Annotated in this window: 4 protein-coding genes; 3 read left to right on the forward strand and 1 reads right to left on the reverse strand. The window is 42.4% G+C overall.

What is annotated here, in order from left to right:
• Window positions 1-416 precede the first annotated feature (416 nt).
• Window positions 417-2,081 carry an AIPR family protein gene (locus O9290_RS20110; protein ID WP_288058887.1) on the reverse strand — a complete coding sequence of 555 codons (1,665 nt, stop codon included), beginning with the start codon at window positions 2,079-2,081 and terminating at the stop codon, window positions 417-419.
• A 391-nt stretch (window positions 2,082-2,472) separates the two neighbouring features.
• On the opposite strand from O9290_RS20110, the gene O9290_RS20115 reads away from it, so the two are divergent.
• From O9290_RS20115 to O9290_RS20125, 3 genes are all read left to right on the forward strand, one after another.
• Window positions 2,473-4,938 carry an ATP-dependent Clp protease ATP-binding subunit gene (locus O9290_RS20115; protein WP_002732350.1) on the forward strand — a complete coding sequence of 822 codons (2,466 nt, stop codon included), beginning with the start codon at window positions 2,473-2,475 and terminating at the stop codon, window positions 4,936-4,938.
• A 75-nt stretch (window positions 4,939-5,013) separates the two neighbouring features.
• Window positions 5,014-5,295, forward strand: a complete 282-nt coding sequence (locus tag O9290_RS20120; protein WP_002756712.1) for a hypothetical protein — start codon at window positions 5,014-5,016, stop codon at window positions 5,293-5,295.
• 141 nt (window positions 5,296-5,436) lie between these two features.
• The gene (locus O9290_RS20125) at window positions 5,437-6,954 is read left to right on the forward strand and encodes a glycosyltransferase family 39 protein (RefSeq protein ID WP_288055416.1); all 1,518 of its coding nucleotides are present in this window, start codon (window positions 5,437-5,439) and stop codon (window positions 6,952-6,954) included.
• Window positions 6,955-7,264 lie beyond the last annotated feature (310 nt).

The raw sequence follows: 7,264 nt of genomic DNA on the forward strand, positions 1-7,264 counted from the left end.
TAAATCTCATTACCACGTCGGGCGAATTCTTCTTTGCTGTAGCGGAGTTGATTAACTGTCATTGTCCTGACCCCGTTGCCACTTTTGCCCCTCTATTTTAACCTAAACATTGGCAATCTTCGCTAACATTCCCCAACTGGGACCACAAAGGCTGCATCGCACTTAGACTCACAGTTTCAATCAATGTTCATGGTGCGTTCCCCAAAATCGATCGCTGAAGCGGTAGAAGTTGTTTTAGGGAACGCACCCTACAAGATTGCGCTCTGCTACGCAGTGCCTTTGGCATCGCACTATATTAATCTGTGAAGTCACACAGCAACAGGCAACTTTGAAAATTCACCAATATTTCAGCTAACGGTCAAGTTAGGTTAAGCGAGTTTGCAAGAAAAGAAGTCGAATTATTGAACCGATTTGATTCATTGAAGTCTACTTATTAAATCACCACGTCGAAATGTTGCAGATAGCTGCTGCAAGGAAATCTCTTCTTCTCCATAAAGATCCTGAAGTGCCTGTTTAATATCCTGTAATGAAGCATTAAAGTAACTCTCCCCATTTTGATCAATAAGCATTTGGGCTGATTGAAAATTTTGATGACTAATATCTTTCATCTGAACTTTCATATCAGCCAAAAGTTTTTGTCCCATCTGCATTGCAATAAAGCAGGAAGCATAGCGGACAAAATCTGGGTCAGTAGACTCAGGTCTTTTGCGGCGGTTTTCTGCAATTCTGTAAAGCTGAACAGCTATTACGATTTGCGCTCCATTTAATTGGTCAGTAAAGATTGTATCATACAGTTTCCCAAAATGTTCACGAGAGAAAAACTTTGCTTGATGAGGTTTTCTTCGCCAAACGGATAATACTGCCTCAGCAGCTACTCCTGAAGTAATATCAGCAGAGCGAGTAGGAGTATTGGAACGTTTAGTCCTGTAGTTAAATCCTAATTGCTCAATATCCTTTTCCAATATTTTCTGGCGCTCATCATTAGCACGTAAATCTTTGAGATCTACTGGATTTTGGCTATTGGTTGCGTAGGTAATTCTTTGAACTAAACCTTCATTTTCACGAGGCAATTGATAGAGTCTTAAAAGAACAAAAGCTTGGGCATTTTGATGAATTAAATCTGGTTCTCGCAAGGTTTTAAATATGGTCATACACGTTTGACCACCGTTAATGATTTGTAAATTCTCAACACGCACTTTGTAATCGCCATCTTGCAATGCGTTGTATGAGAAACTATCACAAATCAACGTGACCCCGTTATTATAAAAGTAAAAATTGTTTTTTTCATCGCTAGTTAAAGTATGACGGATACCCTCATTTACGCGATTTCCTTGTAAACCCAAGTAGCGACGAATATTGCGCTCTAATAAACGTTCTCCATGTCGCTCTATAAGTGTGGCAATTTCTGTCACCGAAATTCTACCCAACAGTACTCGGCTAAACTCCATATCTTCCACAATAGCTTTGCCACTTAGCTGCAAAGTATCTTTTACGGGTTTAGAAGCTTGAAGAATTTTGACTAAACGCTCGTGATTAACATATTCCCATGTCACCTGATCTCCAAACTCAGCACGATCAATAGCCTCTTGAGCAGATAAATTCCATTTCAGCCCATTGTTGCAAGCTATTGTCCGAACTTGGGGAATATAGCCATCCCGGATTAGGCTACGAGCTTCTTCCACTTTCACAAGCAGTCGTTGATTAATATGTTCTAGTTTGGCTGCTGGATTAAATAAGTAATTAATTGCGTTTATTAAACTTTTTATACCTTCTTCAGGAAAGTTAGAGTTTCCTTCTAGGTTGTTCTTATATTTTGCCTGAAATAAACTAACTGTAAATTCACCGTCATATTCTTCTGAGATATGTATAGCATCTACTCCAAAGTCACCACCTCCTTCTGTTAAGCAATCAAAAACATCATCTCCATCTAAATCTAAAATGGTTTTAACGCACAGATATACAAAAGCCAAAGACTTAAGCCGGCCTTCATCTGTGATTCGTAGTTCTTCAGAAGCTTTTTGACGAATGTCTTTGCTAACTGATACTAAGCGTTGGTCGATGATGGATATATTAATATTCATGTACTTATTTAACGAACATATTTAAATAGCTTATTTTATTGTGCCTAACTACATATTATACGAAAACTTTCTGCATAACAGTCTCCAGAGTAACGATATGGGTCAACTTTCTGTATGTTACACCGACATACAACATATATACTCATTTGTCAATAGGTAGTAATATTTAATCTGCTTATACTTCGAGTTTTGACCTGAAAATGGGCGATCGATAGTCAAGCGATCGAGAGATGGGGATGACCACGAGCCTAGGGGATTATGCAAGGGTGAACCACTTATCGGCAGGTTTCCAGGCCGCTCCCCAATAACTGATCACTGAAAGAGGGCTAAACTAAAAAGCCGTGCTAAAATCAGCATATCTAGGGTCGCTTGTGTAGGTGATGGATAGGCTATGTTTGAAAGATTTACGGAAAAAGCCATTAAAGTAATCATGCTCGCCCAAGAAGAAGCCCGCCGCCTTGGCCATAACTTCGTGGGAACAGAGCAGATTTTACTAGGACTAATTGGAGAGGGAACGGGAGTTGCCGCCAAAGTCCTCAAGTCCATGGGTGTCAATCTCAAAGATGCGCGCGTGGAGGTGGAGAAAATCATCGGTCGCGGTTCCGGATTCGTAGCCGTGGAAATTCCCTTCACCCCCAGAGCCAAAAGAGTTTTAGAACTCTCCCTCGAAGAAGCCCGTCAACTGGGCCATAACTATATTGGCACAGAACACCTCCTTTTAGGACTAATTCGCGAAGGGGAAGGTGTGGCCGCTAGGGTTCTGGAAAATCTCGGCGTGGATCTCTCGAAAGTTCGCACCCAAGTGATCAGAATGTTAGGGGAAACCGCCGAAGTGGCCGCTGGTTCATCTTCCCAAGGTCGCACTAAAACCCCCACTCTTGACGAATTCGGTTCCAATCTCACCCAAATGGCCAGCGAGGGTAAACTCGATCCCGTGGTCGGCCGGCAAAAGGAAATCGAGCGCGTTATCCAAATTCTCGGTCGTCGTACCAAAAATAACCCAGTCCTAATCGGGGAACCGGGGGTCGGTAAAACAGCGATCGCAGAAGGATTGGCCCAACGCATCGCTAACAAGGATATTCCCGACATTCTCGAAGAAAAACGGGTTGTCACCCTCGATATCGGCTTGTTAGTGGCGGGAACCAAATATCGCGGCGAATTTGAGGAACGCCTCAAAAAAATCATGGACGAAATTCGCCAAGCGGGTAACGTCGTCCTTGTTATCGATGAAGTTCATACTCTCATCGGTGCTGGGGCAGCCGAAGGAGCGATCGATGCGGCCAATATTCTCAAACCGGCTTTGGCCCGGGGAGAACTACAATGTATCGGGGCGACGACCTTGGATGAGTACCGCAAACATATCGAACGGGATGCGGCTCTAGAAAGACGTTTTCAACCGGTTATGGTCGGTGAACCCTCCGTAGAAGAAACGATCGAAATTCTCTACGGTCTCCGGGAACGCTACGAACAGCACCACAAATTAAAAATCCTAGACGAAGCACTAGAAGCGGCGGCGAAATTGTCCGATCGCTACATTAGCGATCGCTTCTTACCGGACAAGGCGATCGATTTAATCGATGAAGCTGGTTCGAGAGTGCGCTTGATTAATTCCCAATTGCCCCCAGCAGCCAAGGAATTAGATAAAGAACTGCGGCAAATTCTCAAACAAAAAGATGACGCGGTGCGCGGTCAAGACTTCGAGAAAGCTGGGGAATTGCGCGATCGGGAAATGGAAATCAAAACCCAGATCCGGAATCTCGCTTCCACCAAAAAAGGCGAAGATGGCAACGATGAACCCTTTGTGGATGCCGAGGAAATCGCTCACATCGTCGCTTCTTGGACTGGGGTTCCCGTCAACAAACTGACCGAAACCGAATCCGAGAAACTGCTGCACATGGAAGATACCCTGCATCAGCGTCTCATCGGTCAAGAGGACGCAGTTAAAGCGGTGTCTCGCGCCATTCGTCGCGCTCGCGTCGGTCTGAAAAATCCCAACCGTCCGATTGCTTCCTTTATCTTCTCCGGTCCAACGGGGGTAGGTAAAACCGAGTTAACTAAAGCTCTGGCCGCTTATTTCTTTGGTTCCGAAGATGCGATGATCCGTCTCGATATGTCGGAATACATGGAACGGCACACGGTTTCTAAGTTAATCGGTTCGCCTCCGGGTTACGTTGGTTACAACGAAGGGGGACAATTAACGGAAGCGGTGCGTCGTCGTCCTTATACGGTGGTGCTATTCGACGAAATCGAAAAAGCTCACCCCGATGTCTTCAATATGCTTCTGCAAATCCTTGAAGATGGACGTTTGACCGATGCCAAAGGTCGCACGGTGGACTTTAAAAATACCCTGTTGATCATGACCTCGAACATCGGTTCTAAAGTGATCGAGAAGGGTGGCGGTGGTTTAGGTTTCGAGTTTGCCGATAATCAAGCCGAGGCCCAGTATAATCGCATTCGATCGCTGGTTAATGAGGAATTAAAACAGTATTTCCGCCCTGAATTCCTCAACCGTCTTGATGAGATTATTGTCTTCCGTCAACTCAATAAGGAAGAAGTCAAGGAAATCGCCGAAATCCTGCTCAAGGATGTGTTTAAACGTCTGACAGAACAAAATATTACTTTGTCTGTTACTGATAAGTTTAAAGAACGCTTGATCGAGGAAGGTTATAATCCGGCCTACGGCGCTCGTCCCTTACGTCGTGCGATTATGCGTCTATTGGAAGATGTTCTGGCTGAGGAAATTCTCTCCGGACGGGTTTCTGATGGGGATACTGCCATGGTCGATATCGATGAGGAAGGTAAGGTGAAAGTTATTTCGGGGGAAAGACGCGAGTTAATCGCTCCCGTGATCGAATAAATTCTCACTGTAATTAGTTAAATAAAAGGTGGGCTTCTTGCTCACCTTTTCTCGTAAAAATAGGGAAAAAGTGCGATGAAAGTTTGGTTTGTGGGCTGTGTTTTGTTATTTTTGTTGGTGGAATTTTATCAGTGGGCAAAGGGGTTTATTTTACCTTTACCTCTCTATATTTTTGCTGGAGCTTTGCTATCGATCGCTTCTAATTATTCTCAAGATATGAGCAATTTATTTGCTAGAAATGAACAGGTTTATCAAACTGCTAGTTTAAGTGATATTCCTGACATTTTGACGGCAGAAACCGCAATTACCAGCCTAGAAGCGGCAGCAGCGGAGGATAGTAAAAAGCGGTGTCGCTGAATCAAGACATGAAGACTAAATTGTGCCTCCTATCCACAAGTTACCTTACTGCTAGGTTTTAAAAATTGCCGAGAGGACAATTGATACTTAAAATCAGCAACGCCCGATAACTTTTCAAACAGATATTAAAAATAGATGATCATGAAAACAGTCACAAAAGTAGCTCTTATTGCCCTACTCTGGATAACAATAATCAATCCTGCCAACTTACCTCCAGATACCGATGTTAGGCTAAAAATGGCCCATGCCCTGTGGACAGGAACTGAGGAAGTTTCTTTACCCCCAAATTATCGTCCTTCCTCTCGATTAGAGCCTGTTGGTGTTTTAGGAGTAGATGGAAAACGATATGAAGCTTATGATATAGGACAATCCTTATTAATGTTGCCCGCAGATTGGATTGGCACTCAACTCTCTAAAGTTTTTCCTGGTATTAAGCCTTATTTATTAAGAGAATTTGCGGTTAGTTTTCTTGTAGTTATCCCTCTAAATGTATTAGTTGTTATCTCCTGTTATTGGTTACTTAGACTATTTGATTTTCAGGAGAAAATTGCGGCATCTGCCAGCTTGATTTGGTTGCTAGGTACTACCGTTCTCCACTATGCACAAACTTTTCAACAAAATAATCCAGTCCTACTTTGTGTGATTTTAGGTTATGCTTGTGCTTTGGCTTATATTAAAACTAACAAAGTACCTTATGTTTTTTTGAGTGGATTGGCAATCGGAGCGGCTATTATAATTCGCTCGACAACTATCATTTATGCTCTCACAGTTTTTGGTTTTCTAATTAGCTGTCTAATTTATAAAAATTTCAAGCTGAATCAAATCTTTAAGACAGCCATACTCTGGAACGTCGGCTTATTTCCTTTCCTTTTTGTCAGTAGATTATTTAATTACTTACGCTTTGGGGATTTTTGGACAACGGCAGCATCCTTAAGCATTGAGCAAATACGCAATGGAGCAATCTTTTCAGGGTTGCCAGAATTGCCCCCTAATTATCCTTTCATACACCCTCCCTACGTTGGTATTCTCGGCGTTCTCTTCTCGCCAGCTAAAAGTATATTTATTTACGACCCGTTTCTTTTACCATGTTTAGTATTGGGGATTATTTTATTTAACAAATTAACACCTTATATACGAATATATTTTATTTCCTCAATTTTTGCACTTGTCTTTCATATTATCTTAACCAGCAAACTGGATTTCTGGCATGGAGATGGTTCTTGGGCTGCTCGTTATCACGTTACCTCAGTTCACCTACTGCTTGTTCCCTTAATAGCTTTGCTAATCTTAGAGATGTTATCGATTAATCGACTCAAACGATGGTTAATTAGCAGCTTGGTTGTTCTTTCTATTTTGGTTCAATTTGCTTCTCTTGTCTTTGACCCTAGTGTAAATAGTGGTGTGGTCAACTTTGCAGAACCAAAAAGTTTTTTGAGGTTTCGTTTAGGTGAACGTATCGACAGTGTTAGTTGCTTAATTGGTCTTTCTCGATCCCAAAGTTGCTTAACTGAGGAAAAGTACAGTAAGTCTGATCTCGCCAGTAGGGTGTATTTCTGGCCTATTAAATCCAACAAAGCGCAAGGATTGCTCTGGAAAATTTGGGGATTCCTCTTGATCACAGCTTTGATCAGCACTCTACTTTTGGTGGTGATTGGGTAGTAGTGATGGAGACTTAATACCTTGCTCGTCCCTTACGTCGTGCGATTATGGGCGTTGTCAGATCAGAATATGAAAGATGCAATGCAATCCTTGCTATCAAATTAATTTCAGTTCCAAGCTGATTCGGATCATCCTTCAATTTGACAACGCCCGATTATGCGTCTGTTGGAACCCACATTCCGCACCCTCAACTGTCACAGATCAAAAAAGCCATTAAAGTAGTACATAATAACTAAAATTAATTCAAAGGTTAAAAGGGTTAATGAGAATATCTAGCATTAAAAGGGGTATGGAGCGAGAAAGAGAAAAT

Source organism: Microcystis sp. LE19-41.2A, assembly GCF_027530405.1.
Taxonomy (GTDB): domain Bacteria; phylum Cyanobacteriota; class Cyanobacteriia; order Cyanobacteriales; family Microcystaceae; genus Microcystis; species Microcystis aeruginosa.